The organism is Arthrobacter sp. FW306-07-I (genome assembly GCF_021800405.1).
GTDB lineage: Bacteria > Actinomycetota > Actinomycetes > Actinomycetales > Micrococcaceae > Arthrobacter.
This window is the reverse complement of record NZ_CP084550.1, coordinates 3637971-3656327: the sequence shown is the minus strand read 5'-3', so window position 1 is coordinate 3656327 and position 18357 is coordinate 3637971. Positions and strand designations below refer to the sequence as shown.

The 18357-nt window shown below is 63.7% G+C and carries 15 protein-coding genes; 4 read left to right on the top strand and 11 right to left on the bottom strand.

Annotated elements, in window-relative coordinates; genetic code table 11:
• Nucleotides 1-22: 22 nt before the first annotated feature.
• The 4 genes from LFT46_RS16980 to LFT46_RS16965 form a co-directional block, all read right to left on the bottom strand.
• Entirely contained in the window at nt 23-2215 is a 2193-nt protein-coding gene (locus tag LFT46_RS16980; protein ID WP_236799591.1) for an alpha-galactosidase, read from the bottom strand.
• Nucleotides 2216-2363: 148 nt separating this feature from the next.
• Nucleotides 2364-3704 (bottom strand): ABC transporter substrate-binding protein, encoded by a 1341-nt coding sequence (locus tag LFT46_RS16975; RefSeq protein WP_236822068.1) that lies wholly within the window; start codon nt 3702-3704, stop codon nt 2364-2366.
• 93 nt (nt 3705-3797) lie between these two features.
• Nucleotides 3798-4721 (bottom strand): carbohydrate ABC transporter permease, encoded by a 924-nt coding sequence (locus tag LFT46_RS16970; RefSeq protein WP_236799590.1) that lies wholly within the window; start codon nt 4719-4721, stop codon nt 3798-3800.
• Nucleotides 4722-4731: 10 nt separating this feature from the next.
• Nucleotides 4732-5664 carry a carbohydrate ABC transporter permease gene (locus LFT46_RS16965; RefSeq protein WP_236799589.1) on the bottom strand — a complete coding sequence of 311 codons (933 nt, stop codon included), beginning with the start codon at nt 5662-5664 and terminating at the stop codon, nt 4732-4734.
• Nucleotides 5665-5846: 182 nt separating this feature from the next.
• Between LFT46_RS16965 and LFT46_RS16960 the strand changes: the two genes are divergently transcribed.
• Complete coding sequence (locus tag LFT46_RS16960; protein ID WP_236799588.1) at nt 5847-7052, top strand: Gfo/Idh/MocA family protein; 1206 nt, start codon at nt 5847-5849, stop codon at nt 7050-7052.
• Nucleotides 7053-7062: 10 nt separating this feature from the next.
• Nucleotides 7063-8085, top strand: a complete 1023-nt coding sequence (locus tag LFT46_RS16955) for a LacI family DNA-binding transcriptional regulator (RefSeq protein ID WP_236799587.1) — start codon at nt 7063-7065, stop codon at nt 8083-8085.
• Between the two features lie 92 nt (nt 8086-8177).
• Here LFT46_RS16955 and LFT46_RS16950 read toward each other — a convergent pair whose 3' ends face one another.
• The 4 genes from LFT46_RS16950 to LFT46_RS16935 form a co-directional block, all read right to left on the bottom strand.
• A complete protein-coding gene (locus LFT46_RS16950) occupies nt 8178-9509 on the bottom strand; it encodes an ABC transporter substrate-binding protein (RefSeq protein WP_236799586.1) in 1332 nt (443 codons plus the stop codon).
• 77 nt (nt 9510-9586) lie between these two features.
• On the bottom strand, nt 9587-10420 hold the full coding sequence (locus LFT46_RS16945) for a carbohydrate ABC transporter permease (RefSeq protein WP_373462131.1): 834 nt from the start codon (nt 10418-10420) through the stop codon (nt 9587-9589).
• Nucleotides 10421-10494: 74 nt separating this feature from the next.
• Nucleotides 10495-11430 carry a carbohydrate ABC transporter permease gene (locus LFT46_RS16940; RefSeq protein ID WP_442863655.1) on the bottom strand — a complete coding sequence of 312 codons (936 nt, stop codon included), beginning with the start codon at nt 11428-11430 and terminating at the stop codon, nt 10495-10497.
• A complete protein-coding gene (locus LFT46_RS16935; protein WP_236799585.1) occupies nt 11417-13480 on the bottom strand; it encodes a beta-galactosidase in 2064 nt (687 codons plus the stop codon). Before LFT46_RS16935 ends, LFT46_RS16940 begins: the two co-directional genes overlap by 14 nt.
• Nucleotides 13481-13695: 215 nt before the next feature.
• Here LFT46_RS16935 and LFT46_RS16930 point away from each other — a divergent pair, with 215 nt between their 5' ends.
• The gene (locus LFT46_RS16930; RefSeq protein WP_236799584.1) at nt 13696-14712 is read left to right on the top strand and encodes a LacI family DNA-binding transcriptional regulator; all 1017 of its coding nucleotides are present in this window, start codon (nt 13696-13698) and stop codon (nt 14710-14712) included.
• Between the two features lie 207 nt (nt 14713-14919).
• Nucleotides 14920-15609 carry a hypothetical protein gene (locus LFT46_RS16925; RefSeq protein WP_236820455.1) on the top strand — a complete coding sequence of 230 codons (690 nt, stop codon included), beginning with the start codon at nt 14920-14922 and terminating at the stop codon, nt 15607-15609.
• On the opposite strand, the gene LFT46_RS16920 is transcribed toward LFT46_RS16925, so the two are convergent.
• Genes LFT46_RS16920 through LFT46_RS16910 form a run of 3 tightly spaced genes read right to left on the bottom strand, consistent with a single transcriptional unit; the run spans nt 15606 to nt 18330 of the window.
• A complete protein-coding gene (locus LFT46_RS16920; protein WP_236799582.1) occupies nt 15606-16391 on the bottom strand; it encodes a DeoR/GlpR family DNA-binding transcription regulator in 786 nt (261 codons plus the stop codon). The genes LFT46_RS16925 and LFT46_RS16920 overlap by 4 nt on opposite strands.
• A 59-nt stretch (nt 16392-16450) precedes the next feature.
• Entirely contained in the window at nt 16451-17365 is a 915-nt protein-coding gene (locus tag LFT46_RS16915; protein ID WP_236799581.1) for a carbohydrate ABC transporter permease, read from the bottom strand.
• Nucleotides 17362-18330: a carbohydrate ABC transporter permease gene (locus LFT46_RS16910; protein WP_236799580.1), complete on the bottom strand. Its 969-nt coding sequence runs from the start codon at nt 18328-18330 to the stop codon at nt 17362-17364. Before LFT46_RS16910 ends, LFT46_RS16915 begins: the two co-directional genes overlap by 4 nt.
• Nucleotides 18331-18357 lie beyond the last annotated feature (27 nt).

Genomic DNA, 18357 nt, shown 5'->3' with positions numbered 1-18357 from the left:
CAATCGACGGTGATGAAGACTGTTAGAGGGCTGTGACCTTCAGCAGCAGCGCGTGCTCCGGGTTCAGGATGGGCATCGGCAGGCCGACTTCGGCAAGGAACCTGCCGCTGGCCACCGCACCCTCGGCCAGCCATGCCGGCGGCTGGGCCTGGGTGAACGTGTGGCGGTAGTCGGCGTCCTCTGCGGTGGGGAAGACCGCCTCCACGCGGTAGCTGCGCGCATCATCGAGTCCCGGAATGCCCATCCGCCCCGGCTGCTCGGCAGCCGAGGTACGCGTGCTGACCAGGGCGAACAGGGCCGCCGTCGTCCCTGCCGCCACGGAGCTGTCCGCCACCACGCCGTGCAGCAGGAAGGAATCGTCCGCAACGTCCGCATGGACGGCACGGCCGCTGTGGATCAGGTCCCGGTGCTCCTTGTACAGGGCCACGATGCGCCGCAGCTCCTCGCGCTCCTTGCCCTGTACGCTGCGCACGTCCCATTCCATCCCAAAGTGGCCGAACAGTGCCGTGATGCCACGGAAGGACAGGTCGTGGGTGCGGGCGGTGGTGTGCGAGGTGGTGGGCCCGATGTGGCTGCCCACGAGTTCCGGCGGAACCACGGCCTCCGTCCAGCGCTGGATGGTCTGCCGCTCCAGCGCGTCGTTGCAGTCCGACGCCCAGATCCGGTCCGTCCGCTCCAGGATGCCCAGGTCCACCCTGGCGCCGCCGGAGGAGCAGCTTTCAATTTCGACGCCGGGGTGGGCCTGGCGGAGTGCGTCAAACAGCCGGTAGGCGGCAAGGGTTTGTTCGTGGACGGAAGCGCGGCCGCCGTGGCCGTGTTCCGTGAGGTCCCGGTTCTGGTCCCACTTCAGGTAGCTGATGTTGTTGCCGGCCAGCAGGGCGTCGATCCGGTCAAAGACGTACTGCCAGGCTTCGGGGTTCACCAGGTCGAGGACATGCTGGTTGCGCCACTCAAGCGGCAGCCGGCCGCCGTCCTTGTGCGCGGCGGCCGAGGGACCCACGATCCATTCGGGGTGCGCCCGGGCGATGTCCGAGTCCAGGTTGATCATTTCCGGTTCCACCCACAGGCCGAACTCCATGCCGCGGGAGGTGACCGCGTCAATCAGCGGCGCCAGGCCGTCCGGCCACACCGTCTCGTCCACATACCAGTCGCCCAGGCCTGCGCGGTCGTCGCGCCGCCCGCGGAACCAGCCATCGTCGAGCACAAAGCGCTCCACGCCGAGGTCCGCGGCGGAGTCGGCCAGCTCGATCAGGGTGTCCAGGTTGTGGTCGAAGTACACAGCCTCCCAGGTATTCAGCACCACCGGGCGCGGTTTGCCGGCGGGCAGCCCGGTGGCTGCGGCGGGCAGCACGTGGTGCGGGCGGGAGCGGAACCAGCTGTAGAAGGCTTCAGTGATACCGTCCAGGCCCCGGTCCGAGTAGGCGGCGAACAGGGCGGGCGTGGTGTAGCTGCCGCCCGCTGCCAGGATGACTTCGGCAGGGCCCAGGAGTTCCGAGCCGCCGATCATGGTCCGGCCGTCACCGATGGTGTCCGCAAACTGTTCGTGGTTGCCGCTCCAGGCCAGGTGCGTCGCCCAGACCTTGCCGTGCCGGTTGCCGAAGCCTTGGGTGCCGGCGGCGAACAGCAGGGAGGAATCGTGCCCGGTGCGGCCGTGCCGTCCGGTCCGTACCCAGGTGCCCTGCTGGATCCGGTGCCGCTGCGGGTGGCGTTCCCGGCACCAGCGCCCGGTCAGGTCCAAAAGTTCGACGGCGTCCGGTCCCACCGGGAGGACGGTTGCCAATTCGTCCACCTGGAAGGGCGTGGTGCCGTTGTTGGTGACGGTGTGCCGCAGTTCCAGCAGCCCGCCGGGGTGCAGCGTGAGGGAGGTTGTTACGCCGATGCCGGTGTCGGCGTCGGCGTGTTCAATGGTGGCCGATGCCCCTTCGGGGCTGACGGACGTGACGCGGAGGCGGGAGGAGAAGTCAAGGCCGGCCGCGCCGTCGCTGATCCGGTGGCCGCGCAGGGCCGGGCGGCCGCGCCAGGAGGAAGAGGCTTGGGGAAGGAGGCCGGCAGGGACGCGGGCGTCGATGGAGGAGTGCCCCACGGGCGTGGCCAGGATCGCGAGGTCCGGCAGGGCGTCGCCCAAGTCGGCACCCCAGTGGATGACCTCGGCCTCCCCGCTGTCGAAGCTAATCACCAGGCTGGTGCCGGCGGAACGGAGGTTGAGGGGTTCCATAGGATCTCTTTCAGTGTTCAAGGGGTGCATCTTAAGTTACGCACGGGAGAAAGCAAGGGAAAGGGGTGGCCGGATGCCGCCGCCGCGAGGTGGAAGCGGAGGCATCCGGCCGGTGGTTGCGACCACATACGCAACCACATACTGAGGGCTACTTGAACAGGGCGTTGACCTGGTCGTTGGCCTGGGTGAGGGAGCTGGCTGGTGCCTTGCCGGACACCACCGAGTCCATGGCCGGCTTCATGATGCCGTCAACCTTGGCGGCGTTGTCCGCAATCGGGTACAGGAACGTGGTGCCGTCCTTGACCTGCTCGCTGAAGGGGGTCACGTCCACGCCCTTGGCCTTGAAGGCTTCAACGGCCTTGTCGGCAGAGGTCTTGATGGCGGGGAAGACGACGGCCTTGGAGGCGACCACGTCCTGGCAGGCGGCGGAGCCCAGGTACTCCACCCACTTGATGGCGGCTTCAGGCTTCTTGGTGCCGGCGTAGACGGAGTCCGCCAGGCCGTTATACATGCTGGCGCGCTTGCCGTTGACTCCGACGGGAGTGGGGGCGATGCCCACCTTGATGTCCTTGTAGCCGGTGTACTGGCCGATCATCCAGGAGCCGTTGGCGTTGATGACGGACTTTCCGGCGGCAAAGGTATCAGCCATGCTGGCGCCAACCGTGGTTTCGAGCTTGGGCATGTAGCCCTTTTCCACCAGGCCGGCGAACCAGTCGATGCTCTGCTGGAACTTGGGGTCGTCGTAGTTGAAGTGCTTGCCCCAGGGGTTCTTGTCGGTGTGCGTCCAGTCGGTGGTGCCTGTCAGGTAGCTCCACTCGGTCTGGCCCTGTCCGGAGCCGGAGCCGTTGAGGCCCAGCCCGTAGACCGCCACGTTGTTCTTGTCGAAGCCGGGTTCGTCGCCGCGCTTGCCGTTCTTGTCCACGGTCAGGTGGGCGATGGTCTTTTCGTAGGTGCCGCCGTCCTGGGGGTTCCACGTGAGGCTGGCCATCTGTTCAGGCGTGACGCCGGCGTCGGCCGCGAGCTTGGTGTTGTAGAACAGCGCGATGGTGTCCCAGTCCTTGGGCAGTCCGTAGCGCTTGCCGTCCTGTCCCACCCACAGGTCGGCGAGGCCGGAGTTGTAGACGCTGGTGTCGATGTTGTCCTTCTTGACGGCGTCATCCAGCGCCAGCAGCTGCTTGTTCTTGATGAATTCCGGGTACTTGCCCAGGTGGTCAGTGAAGACGTCAGGGGCGGTGCCCGCCACGAAGCCGTTGGTGAGGGTGCCCCAGTAGTCGTCCCAGCCGCGCTGGGTGACCTTGACGGTGATGTCCGGGTTGGCCTTGTGGAAGTCGTCGGCGCACTGCTTGTACGCCGGCAGCTGGTTTGCGTCCCAGAGCCAGTAGTTGATTTCGCCCTTGCCGGCTTCCGAGGATCCACCGCTTCCGCAGGCCGAGAGTGCCAGTACTGCGGCAGCGGCTGCTGCCAGGGAGCCGAGCGCTTTTTTGTTCATTTTCATTACAGGTCCTTTCAAGGTGTTTCCGGGCACGCCGCCATGGCCTGTGCCGGGACAGGGTGTTGGGGAGTTGCGTGGGGAGGGTTACTGCTACTTGATGCCGGAGAAACCGATGGAATTGACGATTTTCTTGCCGAAGATGGCGAACAGGATGAGCACGGGAAGGGCGGATACCAGGGTGGCCGCCATGAGTCCGGACCAGTCGGGGGCGCCCTGCGGCGACTGCGACTTGAAGACGCCCAGGCCCACCGTGAGGACCCGGACGGATTCGTCCTGGCCCACCAGGAGGGGCCAGAAGTATTCGTTCCACTGGCCGATGAAGGTGAGCAGGGCAAGGGTGGCGATGGGGGCTGCGGCGTTTGGCAGGATGATCTGGAAGAAGATCCGAAGGTGCTTGGCGCCGTCGAGCATTGCCGCTTCCTCCACCTCGCGGGACATGTTCAGGAAGAACTGCCGGAGGAAGAAGATGGCGAACGGGGTCATGAAGATATAGGGGAGCACCAGTCCCACCATGGTGTTGAGCAGGCCCAGGTTCTTGATGAGCAGGAAGTTGGGCAGCGCGGTGAAGATCGGTGGCACCATCATGGTGGCCAGGAACAGGCTGAAGACCAGGTTCCGTCCCCGCCACCGCAGCCGGGCAAACGCGTAGGCGGCCATGGCGCTGAAGAACACGGCGCCGGTAGTGGTGATGGAGGCGAACAGGACGGAGTTGCGCAGGTAGATCCAGAAGTCGATCTGGGCACCGGATCCGCCCTGGGCCACGGCCTCTTCCGGGGACTGCAGGCCGAAAACGCGCTGGAATGCGCCGAGGTTGAAGTCTGCAGGGAGCAGGTTGGTGGCGTTGCCGGCCAAGGCCCCGTTGGTGGACAGCGCGGTCCGGAGGATCCAGTAGAACGGGAGGACCGAGACGGCAACGGCGAGGGCTACGAGGAGCCAGGCGCCGCCGCGGCGCCAGGTAAACGTCCGACGGCGGGCGGTTGCCCGGGCGGGTGCGGAGACTTTTGCGGTGGTCATGGAAGTGTCCTTAGTCCAGGTCTGATTCGTTGCCCTTGAGGAACTTCATCTGGATGAAGGCCACCAGGGCGAGGATGACGAAGAGGATGACTGCCAGGGCGGAGCCGTAGCCGAAGTCCGATTCCGTGAAGGCCTTTTGGTAGATGTAGAACTGCAGCACCCGGCTGGCGTTGACGGGGCCGCCCATGGTGGTTACGGCTACGGTGTCGAACACCTGGAAGGAGCCGATCACGGTGACGATCAGCACCAGCGCAAGCACCGGCCGGAGCAGCGGCATGGTGATTTTGCGGAACGTCTGCCAGGGGGAGGCGCCGTCCAGGTTGGCCACTTCATAGACGTGGCTGGGGATGGCCTGCAGGCCGGCGAAGAGGAGCAGTGCCGTGTAGCCCATGTGCCGCCAGGTGTTGATCAGGGCCTGGGTGGGGATGGCCCATTCCTCGCTGCCGAAGAATGCCACCTTGGGCAGGCCGAATGCCTCAATGAAGTAATTGACGATGCCGATCTGGTAGTCGAGGAGCCAGAACCAGAGAAGGGCGGCGATCACGTTTGCCATGAGGTACGGCAACAGGAGTGCGCCGCGGATCAGGGTTGACTTGGCCACCCGGTGCATCAGCAGCGCCAGCCCGAGTGCCAGGGCAGTCTGCAGGACGATGTTGATCAGGACGTACTGCGCGGTGACCGCCAGGGCGTTCCAAAACAGAGGGTCCTTGGCGATGGCTTCATAGTTGGCAGTGCCAATCCATGTTGGGTCACCGAGGATGCTGTATTCGGTGAAGCTGAGGTAGATGCCCCGCAGGGTGGGCACCAGGTAGAAAACGATAAATCCGATCATGGCCGGGGCGATGAAGAGCAGTGCGATCTTCAGGTCGCTTTGTCCCCTGCGCTTCAGGGGCCGGTGCACTGAGTGCTCCGTCCGGCTGGCGTTCCTGGTAAGGGTGGTCATCGTCGACCCTTTCCTGAGTGTGATGGAAGTAACAAGCTGGGTAGCAATCTACACGAGTAGATAAGAGGATCGCAAGAGACCCTATGAGGTTTAGTTTTCTTGATGTTTTCGCCAGTAAATGGATATTGACTCGAGTAGATAGTGATGAAACACTCAGGGAAACTTCAAATGGAAGGCAGACAATGGCGTTTTCGATCGGCGTACTCGGCGTTGGGCAGTTCGGCGGACAGTTCGCGCACCTTTTCAACCTCCACCCCGGCGTCAGCGACGTCTTCGTGGTGGACGAGCGGCCCGAGCGCGCGGCCGAGGCTGTGGAGCGGTACCACTTGGCAGGGGCCAAGGCGGACTTCGCGGAGCTCCTCGCCTCCGACGTTGATGCCGTTGCCATCTTCACCCAGCGCTGGACCCACGGCCCGCTGGTCGAACAGGCGCTCCGGGCAGGTAAGCACGTCTACTCAGCAGTACCCATGGCGGTATCGGAAGAGGAGATCGCCCGCATCATCCAGTCCGTCCGGGAAACCGGCTTGGTGTACATGATGGGGGAGACCAGCTACTACAACCCCGCTACGGTGTATGCCCGCGAACAGCAGGCGGCCGGCAGGTTCGGGCGAATCTTCTACTCTGAGGGCGATTACGTCCATGACATGGACCTGGGCTTCTACGACGCCTACCAGTACAGCGGGGGTGAGCGGTGGAAGGAGACCGCCAGCTACCCGCCGATGCTGTACCCCACCCACGCAATCGGTGGTGTGCTGGGTGCCATTCCAGGACACGCCGTCAGCGTCAGCTGCGTTGGAGTCCGCGACGACCGGAACGACGGCGTCTTCAACAGGGACATCAGTATGTTCGGCAACGACTTTTCCAACGCCACCGCACTGTTCGAACTGAACGACGGCGGCGTGATGCGAACCAACGAGATGCGCCGCGTGGGCTATCCCTCCCATATCCGTGAGTCCCGCTTCAGGTTCTTCGGCACGGAGGCGAGCTTCGAACAGCTTGCCAAGGTTACGGTCTGGCAGGACAAACAAAACGTCCATGACATCTCCGAGCAGATGGAGACCCGTCCCAGCATGTCCCTGGACGACCCCTCCCTGGCAAACGTGGCCCCGGAGCTTCGCGACGCCTTCGTCTCCGGACTCTCGCCCGTCCACGACGCAGAACGGCTCCCGGAGGAGTTCCGCGGCGCACCCAACGGACATGAAGGCAGCCACCACTTCCTGGTGGACGACTTTGTCACGGCCGTGAACACCGGCACCCTGCCGCCGGTCAATGCTTGGGTGGCGGCCCGTTACACCCTGCCTGGCATCGTGGCCCACCAGTCAGCACTTCAAAACGGCGTACGGCTTCCCATCCGTGACTTCGGTGATGCGCCCGGTACCAGCAGTTAGCATGGACACTATGACCTCCCCGCCCGCGCAGGCCTCCCGCGGCGGCCCCGTAACCCGCAAGGACGTTGCGCGTTATGCCGGCGTCAGCACCGCCGTCGTCAGCTACGTTGTCAATGGCGGGCCCAAGAAAGTGGCACCGGCAACGGAAGCCAAGGTCCAGGACGCCATCCGCGTCCTTGGCTACCGTCCCAACGCCGCCGCCCGGGCGCTCAAGCTGGGTTCAAGCGAGACGCTGGGGCTCATCATCCCGGACAACACGAACCCCTTCTTTTCCCTCCTGGCCCATGCTGTTGAGGACGCTGCCGCGGATCTGGGCTACGCCCTGGTGCTCAGCAACTCCGACGGGAACCTGTCCAAGGAGCGGCGGAACATCCGCAACCTCGCCGCCCGCCAGGTGGACGGCGTGCTGCTGGCAAGTGTCCTTTTCGAACCTGACCTGGAAGCGCTGGAAACGGCGGACATCCCGGCCGTGCTGCTGAACCAGGAACGCGATGCCCCGGGCTTCAACAGCATCGGTGTGGACCTCGCAGCAGGGGCCAGGATCGCAGTGAACCATCTGATCGGTCATGGGCACACCAATATCGGTCTGGCGATGGGCACCAACGTTTCCGGCAGCCTGGACGGCCGCGAGGTGGGTTGGCGCCAGGCGCTCCAGGAGGCAGGCCTGCCGGAGGGCCCCATCGTATACAGCGGCTTCACCTGGCCCGGCGGCTATTCGGCCGGCCAACGGCTGCTGGCCTCGATCAACAGGCCCACGGCGATATTCGCAACCTCGGACACCCAGGCGGTGGGCCTGCTCCGCGCCATTCATGAGGCGGGCCTGGCCGTGCCGGGTGAGATCGCCGTCGCGTCCTTCGACGGTTCCATTGAATCCGAATATTCGTGGCCGCCCCTGACCACTATGGAGCAGCCCGTGGCTGCGATGGCGGAAGCCGCCGTGCAGGCCCTGGTGGAAGCCAAGCGCGGCGGGAAGCCAAAGCACAGAATATTTCCCACAAAGCTCCACGTCCGGCAGTCGTGCGGGTGCCCCTGAAGGCCGTCTGACAACAAAGGCCACCATCCCCGCGGCGCGGGGATGGTGGCCTCTGTTGTCAGGAGTTGTGTCGAGGCTGTGCCTCCAGCTCGTTATTCCTTGACGGGGATGGACTGCGCCTTCAGGGCATCGACGGTCTTCTGCTGGCCGCTCTTAAGTGCATCCAGGAGCGTGCCGCTGCCGCCGGCTGCCTTGCCGAAACCATCCGACACATCGGTGTAGGTCTTGGTCATGGTGGGGCCCCAGGTGAAGTTCGGATTCACGTTGGACGAGGCCTCGGCGAAAACGTCGTAGATCTTCTGGCCACCGAAGTAGTCCACGCCGCCGGAGAAGGCGCCGAGGTCCTTTGCCGATTTGGCCGCGGGGTAGAGGCCGCCGAGCTTGTTGGCCAGCGCCAGCGCCTCAGGATCCGTGTTCAGCCACAGCGCGAATTTGGCTGCCTCGTACGGGTGCTTGGAGCCCTTGAGGACTGCAGTCGAGGAACCGCCCCAGTTGCCCGCGGCCTTTCCGCCGGCCTCCCACTGCGGCATGGGTGCAACTGCCCACTTGCCCGCGGTGTCGGGGGCTCCGCTTGCCAGGGTGGACGCGCCCCAGACCGCAGAGACCCAGGTCCACTGCTGGCCTTTGTTGAAGGAGGCGTTCCACTCATCGGAGAAGGAGGGAAGCGTGGATACCTCGCCCTTTTCGAGCAGCTTCTGCCAGTAGTTGGCCACCTTCGCGGACTCCTTGCCGGTCAGGTTTACCTCCCACTTGTCATCGGTGTTGGAGAACCACTGTCCGCCCGCCTGCCATACGTTGCCGGCAAACCAGTTGACGTCGCTGCGGGGGAAGTTGGTGATGTAGGAGCCGCGGGCCTTGATCTGCTCAGCTGCCGCAGCGTATTCGTCCCAGGTGGTGGGGACCTTGATGCCCGCCTCCTTGAAGAGGTCCGCCCGGTAGAACATCGCCATCGGACCGCTGTCCTGCGGGATGGCATAGACGGCCTTGTCCTCGTTGAAGGTGACCTGGCCCCAGGTCCAGTCCACGAACTTGTCCTTGGCTTCTGCCACTCCCTCGCAGCCGGCGATGTTCGCCAGTCCGTCCTGCACACGGAAGTTGGGGAGTGCGTCGTATTCGATCTGCCCCAGGTCGGGGGCGTTGCCCGCCTGTAGCTGGTTGAAGAAGTTTTGGTAGGTGCCCGAGTTGCCGTTGGGCCCGGTCTGGACCTTTACCTTGATGTCAGGATGGTCCTTGTTCCAGAGGTCCACCACCTTGTCCATGCCAGGCACCCAGGTGGTGAAGGACAACTCAACCGGTCCGGAGGAGGGCTTGCAGGAGGTGGTGTCCTGGGCAGCAGAGGTGCTTTCGCCGCTTGAGCAGCCCGCAAGGGACAGCGCCGAGACTATGGCAAAGGCGGCAGTGGCTTTTCCGTAACGCACGCGCATTTCTATTCCTTATTAGTGGGGTGGGTGTACCGGGGCAGTGGGCCGCGGGACGGGTTGTGGGGGGAAAATTTTGTGGGCTATTTGACGCTTCCAGCGCCCAGGCCGCTGCTCCAGAAGCGCTGCAGCCCGAGGAACGTTGCGATCAGCGGGAGGATCGACACCAGGGCGCCGACGATCACCAGGACCCGGAGCTCCGGAATCTGGCTGATCTGGCTGTTCCACGCATACAGGCCCAGCGTGACCGGAAACAGTGTCTGGTCCCGCAGCATGATGAGGGGCAGGAAGAAGTTGTTCCAGATGGCTACGAACTGGAACAGGAAGATGGTCACCAGGGCAGGAGCCATAAGGCGGGTGGAAACCGTGAAGAAGGTCCTGGCCTCAGATGAACCATCGAGGCGTGCAGCCTCCAGCAGCTCCGTGGGGACGCTTGCCGCCGCGTAGATCCGGGCAAGGTAGACGCCGAAGGGGCTGACCAGGCTGGGCAGGAACACTGCCCAAAGGGTATTGGTCAGTTTCACCTGGCTGAAGATCAGGAACAGCGGGAGGGCGAGTGCAGTTGCGGGCACCAGCACCCCGCTGAGCACGACGTTGAAGATGGCCTCACGGCCACGGAACTCATACTTGGCCAGGGCATAGCCGCACATGGCGGCAATGACGGTACCAACCAGGGCGCCCAGCCCCGCGTAGAGGGCGCTGTTGGCCAGCCAGCGCCCGAACACGCCGTCGCTGTAGGTGAACAGGTTGCCCAGGTTGGCGAAGAAGGTGGGGATGGAGTCCGCGGTGAACCACAGCGGTGCGGTGCCTGTGATGTCCCCGCCGGTCTTGGAGGAGGAGACCAGCAGCCACCAGATGGGGGTCAGAAAGTAGAGCGTGAAGACGCCCATGATGAGCATGGCCGCTCCCCGGGACATGATGCTTTGCCGGGGTCCCCGGGGTGTGGTTGCCGTGGTGGCCGGCTTTTTTGTGGTCATGGCCGTTGCTGCGCTCACTGGGAAACCTTCCGCTGGGTTGCCTTGAGGAAGACGAAGGAAAGAACGAATGTTGCCAACGCAAGCACCACCGAGAATGCTGCAGCCAGGCTGTAGTTCGGGACTGATGCTGTTGTGTAAACGGCGAGGTTGGGAGTGAAGGTGCTGCTGATGGCCGTGCTGAAACTGCGCAGGGTCTGCGGTTCCGCCAGGAGCTGGAGCGTTCCGATGATGGAAAACACGCCGGTGAGGATGATGGCCGGCACCACGAGGGGAATCTTGATGCGCCAGGCGATCTGGAAGTTGCTGGCACCGTCCAGCCGGGCCGCTTCGTAGATCTCCGTTGGGATTGCCAGCAGGGACGAGTAGATGATCAGCATGTTGTAGCCGACGTATACCCAGGTCACAATATTTGCCACTGCCCACAGGACCAGGTCTGCCGAGAGGAAGTTGACCTGCGAGGTAACGGCATCAAAAGGGGAAAGCGACGGCGAATAGAGGAAGCCCCACATGATCGCTGCGATGACGCCGGGGACGGCATAAGGGGCGAAAAACGCCAGCCGGAAGAACTTCGTCCCCTTCAGGAGGGGCGAGTCGAGCAGCAGGGCGAAGAGGAGTGCAAGGCCAAGCATGACGGGCACCTGGACCACTCCGAAGAGCAGTACCCGCCCCACAGACTCCCAGAATTCACTGTTCTGGAACACCTGCTGGTATTGGACCAGCCCGCCGAAGACCTGCTGGGGAGGTCCGAATGTTCCCTTGCGTTCAACGGTGAGCAGCGACTGCACCACGGCAAAAATGATCGGAACCGCATAGAAGGCAAGGAAAAGGACGCCGAATGGCGCAACGAACAGGAGGACGGCGCGGCGCTGGGCGCCTGTGGTTTTGGACTTCCGGGGCATCGGCACTCCGGTGGCCGTTGCCGGCGCGGTAATGGGTCTAGTCACGTTCATCATCTTTCTGGCCGGTGTTCTTGCCAGTAGTCGGGGGAGCTGATGTGGCGGTGCGGACAACCCTCACGGCGCCCGCAGGAATGGCGACGGCGGTGGCGACTTCTTCGCCGGCGATCAGTTCGTGGCCGCGGGCCGCGTACTTGTGCTCTTCTTCGGTGTGGTTGATCAGGAAGGTGTAGTCGTGGTCAAGGCCTGCCCGGACCACGACTTCAAGCCCTGGGGCTGACTCATAGGCAACCACTCCAGCGCCGGCAGCAGCCTCGGACACGGTGTGGCGAAGTGCTGCCTGGTCCAGCGCCGTCGCCAGGTACCACGCCGTTCCGGACCCGTGCTGGTTGCGGGTGACGGCGGCCGTGCCGGCGAGGGGCCCATCGGTGAAGGAGGCTATTGCCTCCGCTCCCTCCAGCCGCAACGCTTCGGTCCACAGGGAGGCATCAGCACCGTTGTCGAGGGTCCTGGCCTGTCCCGGGGCCAGGGGGATGAATTCCTCCGTCCGGATGCCGAGCAGTTGCCGGAAGGCGCCGGGATAGCCGCCGGCCAACACCTTTTCGTTTTCGTCCACAATGCCGCTGAAATAGGTAACGATGGCATGGCCGCCGCTGCTGACGTAGTGCGCAAGCGCTGCTGACTCCTTGTCCCGGACGAGGTACAAGCCGGGCACCACCACGAGTTTGTAGCCGGAAATGTCGGCGCCGGGGGCCACGATGTCTACCGTGATGCCCGCGTCCCACAGTGCCTTGTACATCGCGTGCACTTGGTCCAGGTACCGAACGTCTGAAGATGGGTGGGACTCCTGGTCGTAGGCCCACCACGCTTCCCAGCTGAACATTAGGGCCGCCTCCGCCGTGACTGTCGAACCGGCTACCTCGGCAAGCTGCTCCAGTATGCCGCCGAGTTCCACCACCTCCTTCCAGATCCGGGAATCCGTTCCTGCGTGGGGAAGCATTGCGGAGTGGAACTTTTCACTGCCCTGGACTGAAGCGCGCCACTGGAAGAAGCAAAGCCCATCGGCGCCGCGGGCCAGGTGGGCAAGTGAGTTGCGGAGCATCTCGCCAGGGTTTTTGGCAATGTTGCGGGGCTGCCAGTTCACGGCCGACGTTGAGTGCTCCATGAGCAACCACGGCCGGCCCTGGGCGAGGCCCCTGGTTGCGTCGGCGGCAAAGGCCAGTTCGATGGTGGGGTCTTCAAGCCGGTGGTCGAGGTAATGGTCATTGGCAATGACGTCCATATGCGGTGCCCATGACCAGTAATCCTGGTTGCGGATGTGGGCGGCGACCATGAAATTGGTGGTGACGGGAACGTCGCTGTGCCGCCTCAGGACCTCGGCTTCGGACTGGTAGTAACCCAGCAGTTCATCCGAGCTGAAGCGGTGGAAGTCCAGTACCTGGGTCGGGTTGCTGGTGGAAACAGTGGTGCGGGGCGGCAGGATTTGGCTCCAGTCCGAGTACCGCTGTGACCAGAAGGCGGTGCCCCAGGCGCTGTTGAGCGACTCGAGGGTCCCGTACCGGGTGACCAGCCAGCCGCGGAAAGCCTCGGCGGAGACGTCGCAGTAGCACAGTGCGTTGTGGCAACCGAGTTCGTTGGAGACGTGCCACAGCCTGACGGCCGGATGGGCGCCGTACCTGCGCACCACCTCGGTGACCAGCCGGAGGGCGTATTCGCGGTAGTGCGGGGAACTGGGGCACCAGGCCTGGCGCCCGCCGGGCCAGGCGCGGGTTCCGGATGCCGACTGGGGGAGGATGTCCGGGTGAAGCGCTGTGAGCCAGGCCGGTGTGGAGGATGTTCCCGTCCCCAGGTTGACGCCAATGCCGTTGGCGTGGAGCAGGTCCAGGATCTCGTCAAGGCGGTCGAACGTAAAGATGCCCTGGGTTGATTCCAGTTCTGCCCAGCCAAAAATATTGACGGCGACGAGATTTACGCCGGCCTGTTTCATGAGGCGGACGTCTTCCTGCCACACGGTGTTGTCCCACTGCTCGGGGTTGTAGTCGCAGCCGTAAACGAGTTGTCCGCTCGGGGACAGCCCGGCAACCGGCGTTCTGGTGGGGCTCAACCCTGCTCCTTCGGCTTGCAGCAGACGTGCAAGACCGGGGCAGACCCGGACTCCTGGACGCTGTTGTCTCAACGATTTCTGTGAACGTTCCCAGAAAAGCAATGCAGTGAGTGATGTAGATCATCTGGGAACGTTCCCAGAGTACGCATCGGCGCGAGGGGTGTCAATGCGTGCGGCAGGACATCCCTTCCTGCAGACTCGGCTACAGTACAAATATGTCGCTGACACGCACCCGTGCCCGCCGCGCCACCATCAACGATGTGGCGGACGCTGCCGGGCTTTCCAGGGGGACCGTTTCACGTGTTATGAACGGGGAAAAATATGTGTCGGACGAGGCCAGGCAGGCGGTGGAGGAAGCCATTGCCCGGGTTGGGTACGTCCGGAACAGCGCCGCCCGGAACCTGGTTACCCAGGAGTCCCGGGCCATCGGGCTGATCATCCACGAACCACACTCGCTGTTGTTTGAAGATCCGAACATCGGCTCCATCCTGCTGGGGGCCAACGAGGTCCTGTCCAAGGCTGACTATCAACTGGTTTCGCTGATCATTGACTCGGACCGTGACAGCCGCCGGGTGGCTGATTACCTGCGGGGCGGCCTGGTTGATGGTGCCGTCATCATCTCGGCCCGCGCCTCCGATCCGATTGCGGCGGCCGTGGCGGAGATCGGCTTGCCGGCCGCTTTTGTGGGGCATCCGGAGGGGACTCCCGAGTTGCCCTACGCCGCCATCGACAATGTGGAGGCCGCCCGCAACATCACCGGAAGGTTGCTCGAAACTGGGCGCAAACAGGTAGGTATGATCGCCAGCGCATTGGACCGCGATTCCGGGAAGGACCGCGTGGCAGGCTTTCGCGCTGCACTGGGCGGACGCTTCAATCCCGACCTGGTTGTTGAGTATCCCCTGTACACCTATGCCGCAGGCTTCGATGGAATGCAGGAGTTGCTGCGGCGGGCGCCGGACATCGATGGAGTCTTCGCCGCCTCCGATGCCGTGGCTGCGGGCGCAATGACCGCGCTGCAGGAGGCCGGCCGAAGGGTGCCCGAAGATGTGGGCGTTGTCGGTTTCGATGACAGCAGTTGGGCCCTGCGCTGCCGCCCGCAGCTCTCCACAGTCCGCCAGCCCGCGGATCTGCTGGGGAGCGCCGCTGCTGAGCTCGTCCTTGCCCAGCTCAAGGGGCTTCCGGGCACGCCGCGGGTCCTTGAGACAGCGATCCAGTGGCGCGGTTCTGCCTGACCTTTCGGGGCGCATCCCCGCTCTGGTTCCGGAACAGGATGAAACCAAGGGACGCGAGAACCACCATGCCGCCAAACGCCTGTCCGGCCGAGAGTGATTGCCCCAGTACTATCCATCGCGCCAGAACTGCAGTGGAGCTGAACAGCCGCGAATTTGGGCCGGGAAGGTCAAATGTGCGTCAGCACTGAATAACAGGAGCGAGAAACAATGCATCTCAAAAGCATTCGGATGCCTTCCCCTGATCTTGAAGGCAGCGCAGTTTTCTACCGTGACGTTCTTGGTCTTCCGGTCCGGCAATCCAAGGAAACGGTGGTCGTCGAGGTTGGCTCCAGCCTGCTTGAGTTCTTCGAAGGCAATGCCTCTGAAGGCAGCAACCATCTGGCTTTCACCATTCCGGCCAACCAGTTGGCAGACGGGAAGCGCTGGCTGTCTGGCAGAACCAGGGTCATAAGCCTCAATGGAAATGACGAGTTTCAGCTGGGGGAGCCCTGGGAATCGGAGTCGGTCTACTTCGAAGGCCCGGACCGGATGATTTTGGAATTAATCTCCCGGCAGCAGTTGGACAACGCTTCCTCCGCGCCGTTTTCCGGCGCAAGCCTCTTATGTATCAGCGAAGTAGGGCTTGCCGTGCCGGATGTCGCACGCTCCATACAGGAGATAGGGGATGCGTTCGGGATTCAGTCTTTCGCCGGCGACGGGCAAAGCTTCCATGCGATGGGGAACCATGACGGGCTCCTCATTCTCGTGCCCGCCGGCCGGCGCTGGTTCCCAACCTCCGATGCCCTGTCGTCGTTCGGACAGCTCACTGTGGACATCGCGGGCACGCCCCGTTCCGGGACCTTTGATTCCGGGGTGGGATGGCGGCTCAGATCAAGCGAAGCCGTGAAGAAGCCCTAGGCAGGGACCACCCGCAGTTTGGCCCGTTCGCCGAGTACCCGGCGCGCCTCGGTGCTGAGCCCGACGTCGCTGATGACCTCGTCCACGTCATCCAAGGCGGCGATGGAGCTGATCCCCAGCATGCCCCACTTGGTGTGGTCAGCCAGCACCACTGTTTTCCGCGCAGCCGCCACGAACGCACGGTCCGTTTCGGCCTCCAGCAGGTTGGGCGTGGTGAACCCGGCATCGGCATCCATCCCGTGGACGCCCAGGAACAGGACATCCAGGTGCAGTTGCTTGAGTGCGCCCGTTGCGATTGGGCCCACCAGGGCGTCCGACGGCGTGCGCTCGCCGCCCACGAGAATGACGGTTGACGGCTGGCGGGCTGAGCCGGAGGAAGCAGCGTGGTGGAAGAGGTCTGCGATCCTCACCGAGTTGGTCACCACGGTGATCCGGGGGCCATCGACCAGTTCCTTGGCGAGCGCCCATGTAGTGGTTCCGGCACTTAGGCCAACAGCCATCCCTTCCTGGACCAAAGCGGCTGCCTCTACGGCTATGGCGCGCTTTTCCAGCGTCAACTGCGTGGACTTCAGTTCAAACCCGGGTTCATGGGTGCTGGCATCGCCGGGAAGCTTGGCCCCGCCGTGGATGCGCTCCAGCTTCCCGCCTTCTTCCAGCAACTCGATGTCCCGGCGGACGGTCATCAGTGAAACACCCAGCTGCTGGGCCAGGTCCGAGACACGGACAACCCGTTCGCGCCGGACAACGTCCACGATGGCCTGGTGGCGTGCGGCAGGGAGCATGGGGGTCCTTTCGTGCTGCTCGAGCCGGAAAGCTATGTTCCGTCTTGTTCCATAATGGTCTATCCCTTGCTGGAACCGAGAGTCAGCCCCGCAACAAACTGCCGCTGGAGGAGCAGGTAGATGATCAACGTGGGGATAACGGTGATCACCGCTCCTGCCGCCAGGAGGTTGTAGTTGTTCAGGAACTGGCCCTGCAGGTTGTTGATGGCGGTGGTGATGGGGAGCCGGTTGCCGCTCTGGATGAACAGGAGGGGCCAGAAGTAGTCGTTGTAGATGAAGATGACTTCCAGGGTGCCCAGCGCGGCGAACGCCGGGCGGCACAGCGGCAGGATGATCTCGCGGTACTGCCGCCAGATGCTGGCACCGTCCACCAATGCCGCCTCGGTGAGGTCGGCGGAAAGGGCCTTCATGTAATTCGAGAGCACGAAGGTGCAGAACCCCATCTGGAACGCCGTGTCCACCGCGATGACGATGATGTAGGTGTTGAGCATGTTGCCGGAATCGCTGAAGGAGTAGGGCACCTGGAAGTGCTTGGCCATCTCGAACAGGGGCGCAGCGAGAACCTGTGGGGGCAGCAGGTTTCCCGCGGTGAACATGATCAGCAGGGTGATGTTGAATTTCCAGCTGACGCGGCTGACGGCGAAGGCCATGAGCGAGGCGAGGAACAGGGTCAGCAGGACCGCAGGCACGGTGATGATGACGGAATTCCAGAAGTAGGTGGCAAAACCTCCCTGCGTCCAGGCCTGGACGAAGTTGTCGAAGTTGAACTCGCCGGCAACGCTGAAATATCCGTGCTCGTTGGTGGACGCCACCGGCCGCAGTGCGGTGAAGACGGACCAGCCCAAGGGAACCAGCCAGACGGCGGCCATCACCACCAGGAAGATGTGCGTCCCGTAATGGCGCTTGGGGCGGCTTCCGGACCGGCCGGTGGCTTCTGCGGAAGACCCGTTGGCGCGGGCTGTGGCGATGCTCATGCTTGGTTCTCCTTGCCAAAAGTGCGGCTGAGGTAGAAGACGATGGGAACGAGTGAAATGACCAGCAGCACCACAGCGAGGGCGGAGCCGACGCCGATCACCTGGCCTTCGCCCACGAGGTTCTGGATCACCAGGGCGCTGAGCATTTCCAGGCCGTTGGTGCCGCGGTTGATCACATAGACGACGTCGAAGGCGCGGAGGGACTCGATGATGGTGATCACGACAATCACGATGTTGATGGGCCGCATGGCCGGGAAAACCACCCGGAAGAAGGTCTGCACGGCGGAGGCGCCGTCAATGGCTGCGGCCTCCTTGAGGCTGGGGTCCACGCCCTTCAGGCCTGCCAGGTAGAGCAACATGACGTAGCCGGCGTGGCGCCACGTGGCCGCAATCATGGCCGCCCAGATATTGACCGACGAATCGCCGAACCAGTCAACGGCCTGCGGCGTGCCGGCAGTGCCCAGGAGGAAGTTGAGCAGGCCGTTGTCCCGCTGGTAGAAGAGCTGCCAGATGATGCCGATCAGGGCTAGCGACAGCATGACGGGTGCGAAGAAGATGCTTTGGTAGATCTTGCTTCCGCGGATGTTCTGGTCCAGCAGCACCGCGAGCAGCAGGCCCAGGGGCGTGGCGATGAGGGCCAAAAACAGCAGCCACAGCATGTTGTGTTGAACAGCCGGCCAGAACGGGGGGTAGTCCTGGGCGATGAACTGGTAGTTTGCGGTGCCCGCCGGGCGGATGTCCGCAAGGTCCAGGCCGTTCCACCGGGTGAAGCTGAGCCCCACCGACATCAGCATGGGCAGCCAAACCATCGCCAGTTCGATCAGCGTGGGGATGCCCACCATCAGGGACAGGACCACTTTGTCGCGTCCGGACAGGCGGCGGACGCGGCCGCCTTTGGCCCGGCGGACAGGTGCGGCCGGCTCCCGCGCCTCCGGCGGAATCAGTTCTCGTGCGGTGCTGCTCATGGCGTGTCTTTCCTTGCTGTTGGATGC

Bases quoted from the DNA above. Each gene is read 5' to 3' on its own strand.
- LFT46_RS16980 (WP_236799591.1), bottom strand. From the start codon at position 2,215: ATGGAACCCCTCAACCTCCGTTCCGCCGGCACCAGCCTGGTGATTAGC.
- LFT46_RS16975 (WP_236822068.1), bottom strand. From the start codon at position 3,704: ATGAACAAAAAAGCGCTCGGCTCCCTGGCAGCAGCCGCTGCCGCAGTA.
- LFT46_RS16970 (WP_236799590.1), bottom strand. From the start codon at position 4,721: ATGACCACCGCAAAAGTCTCCGCACCCGCCCGGGCAACCGCCCGCCGT.
- LFT46_RS16965 (WP_236799589.1), bottom strand. From the start codon at position 5,664: ATGACCACCCTTACCAGGAACGCCAGCCGGACGGAGCACTCAGTGCAC.
- LFT46_RS16960 (WP_236799588.1), top strand. From the start codon at position 5,847: ATGGCGTTTTCGATCGGCGTACTCGGCGTTGGGCAGTTCGGCGGACAG.
- LFT46_RS16955 (WP_236799587.1), top strand. From the start codon at position 7,063: ATGACCTCCCCGCCCGCGCAGGCCTCCCGCGGCGGCCCCGTAACCCGC.
- LFT46_RS16950 (WP_236799586.1), bottom strand. From the start codon at position 9,509: ATGCGCGTGCGTTACGGAAAAGCCACTGCCGCCTTTGCCATAGTCTCG.
- LFT46_RS16945 (WP_373462131.1), bottom strand. From the start codon at position 10,420: ATGTCCCGGGGAGCGGCCATGCTCATCATGGGCGTCTTCACGCTCTAC.
- LFT46_RS16940 (WP_442863655.1), bottom strand. From the start codon at position 11,430: ATGAACGTGACTAGACCCATTACCGCGCCGGCAACGGCCACCGGAGTG.
- LFT46_RS16930 (WP_236799584.1), top strand. From the start codon at position 13,696: ATGTCGCTGACACGCACCCGTGCCCGCCGCGCCACCATCAACGATGTG.
- LFT46_RS16925 (WP_236820455.1), top strand. From the start codon at position 14,920: ATGCATCTCAAAAGCATTCGGATGCCTTCCCCTGATCTTGAAGGCAGC.
- LFT46_RS16920 (WP_236799582.1), bottom strand. From the start codon at position 16,391: ATGCTCCCTGCCGCACGCCACCAGGCCATCGTGGACGTTGTCCGGCGC.
- LFT46_RS16915 (WP_236799581.1), bottom strand. From the start codon at position 17,365: ATGAGCATCGCCACAGCCCGCGCCAACGGGTCTTCCGCAGAAGCCACC.
- LFT46_RS16910 (WP_236799580.1), bottom strand. From the start codon at position 18,330: ATGAGCAGCACCGCACGAGAACTGATTCCGCCGGAGGCGCGGGAGCCG.